This window comes from Arthrobacter sp. Y3223164 (genome assembly GCF_059091005.1).
Genome location: NZ_JBNHGF010000511.1, coordinates 1 through 1,676 on the forward strand (window position 1 = coordinate 1; position 1,676 = coordinate 1,676).

Genomic DNA, 1,676 nt, shown 5'->3' on the forward strand with positions numbered 1-1,676 from the left:
ACTCCGCCACCCCGGTGGACAGCGTTGCACGGCGGGGACCCGAGCTGCGCTGGTTCGACGGCGGCACGCTGAACGCCGCGGTCAACTGCGCGGACCGGCACGTCGAAGCCGGGCTCGGCGACAAGGTGGCGCTGCACTTCGAGGGCGAGCCCGGCGACCGCCGGACCGTGACCTACCGCGAGCTGCAGGAGCTGGTCTCGCAGGCCGCCAACGCGCTGCTGGCGCTGGGCGTCGGCAAGGGCGACCGCGTGGTCATCTACCTGCCGGTGCTGGTGGAAACCGTCGTGATCACGCTGGCCTGCGCGCGGATCGGGGCGGTGCACTCGCTGGTCTTCGGCGGCTTCTCCGCGGAGGCCCTGAAGTTCCGGGTGGAGGACACCGGCGCCAAGCTGCTGGTCACCACAGACGGCCAGTACCGCCGCGGCACCGCCGTCCCGGTCAAGGCCAACGCCGACGCGGCGGTTTCCGGCGAGAACGCGATCGAGCACGTGCTGGTGATCAACCGCACCGGCCACACGGACATCAACTGGGTGGAACGCCGCGACGTGTGGTGGCACGACGTCGTCGAAACCCAGCCGCGCGTCCACGAGGCCGAGGCGTTCGACGCCGAGACGCCGCTGTTCATCATGTACACCTCGGGCACCACAGGCCAGCCCAAGGGCCTGGTCCACACGACCGGCGGCTACCTGACGCAGGCCTCGTTCAGCCACACGTACCTGTTCAGCAACCCGGACCCGGACGCGCGCGAGGACGACGTGCACTGGTGCACCGCGGACCTGGCCTGGGTCACCGCGCACACCTACGAGATCTACGGGCCGCTGAGCAACGGCGTCACGCAGGTGATTTACGAGGGCGTGCCGAACGCCCCGCACCCCGGCCGGCACTTCGAGGTCATCGAGCGCTACGGCGTGACCAGTTACTACACGGCGCCCACGCTGGTCCGGTCGCTGATGGGCTGGTTCCCCGACGGCATCCCGGCCGAGTACGACCTGAGCTCCGTCCGCCTGTGCGGCACGGTGGGCGAGGCCGTGAACCCGGAGGCCTGGCGCTGGCTGCGCAACCAAGTGGGGCGGGATTCGCTGGTCGCCGGGGCCCCCTCGTCGGGCGTGCCGATGGTGGATACCTGGTGGCAGTCGGAGACCGGGGCCACTGTGCTCTCGCCGCGCCAGACCGATGCGTCCTTCAAGCCCGGCTGCGCCACCCGCGCCCTGCCGGGGCTGGCCACGGACATCGTGGACGACGGCGGCGCCCGGGTGGGTGCCGGCGAGCAGGGCAACATTGTGGTCACCAGCACCGGGCCGGCGATGGCGCGGACCGTGTGGGGCAACCCGGAACGCTACTTCACGTCCTACTGGGAAAAGTACGCGGCGCAGGGCTGGTTCCTGGCCGGCGACGGGGCCCGCTTCGACGCCGACGGCGACACCTGGATCCTGGGCCGGACCGACGACGTCATCAACATCTCGGGACACCGGCTGTCCACGATCGAGATCGAGTCCGCGCTGGTCTCACACCCGGCGGTGGTGGAGGCCGGCGTCTGCCCGACCTACGACGCCAAAACGGGACACGCGGCCACGGCTTTCGTGGTGCCGCGCGACAAGTCGCTGATCGGGACGAGGGTTGCGGGGCTGACAGCCTCGGAAGCCGGGCAGGCCGCGGAAGCCGGGCAGGCCGCGCCG

General features: G+C 71.1%; 1 protein-coding gene. It reads left to right on the forward strand.

Annotated features, from left to right (window positions below; all coding sequences use genetic code 11):
- On the forward strand, positions 1–1,676 hold a 1,676-nt coding region (locus tag AC5RUJ_RS15920), incomplete at both ends, for an acetate--CoA ligase (RefSeq protein WP_494156203.1).